General features: G+C 56.2%; 1 pseudogene. It reads right to left on the bottom strand.

Going from position 1 to position 265, the window contains the following annotated elements:
• Window positions 1-265: pseudogene (locus MXD62_RS08775) on the bottom strand (dihydropyrimidinase); the annotation flags it as partial.

The raw sequence follows: 265 nt of genomic DNA, 5'->3' as shown, positions 1-265 counted from the left end.
AACCCGGGCTGATCCAGATAACTGATATCGAGCGCCAGATACTGCGGGCAGGTTTCTCCGTAGATATTCCAGCCTTTTTCCCGCGCCTCTGCGATTCGCTGTACCGCTGCCGCACAGGAGACGTGCACCACGTACAACTGAGAATCGGCCAACGCAGTCAAGGCGATTGCTCTCCCCGTCGCTTCCCCCTCCGCTTCCGGTGGTCTTGTCAAGGCATGATAAATCGGTTCGGTCTGCTCGTTTTCCAGCGCTCGTTTCGTTAAAT

This window comes from Frankia sp. Mgl5 (assembly GCF_023242985.1).
GTDB lineage: Bacteria > Actinomycetota > Actinomycetes > Frankiales > Frankiaceae > Parafrankia > Parafrankia soli.
This window is presented reverse-complemented; position numbering and strand designations above follow the sequence as displayed.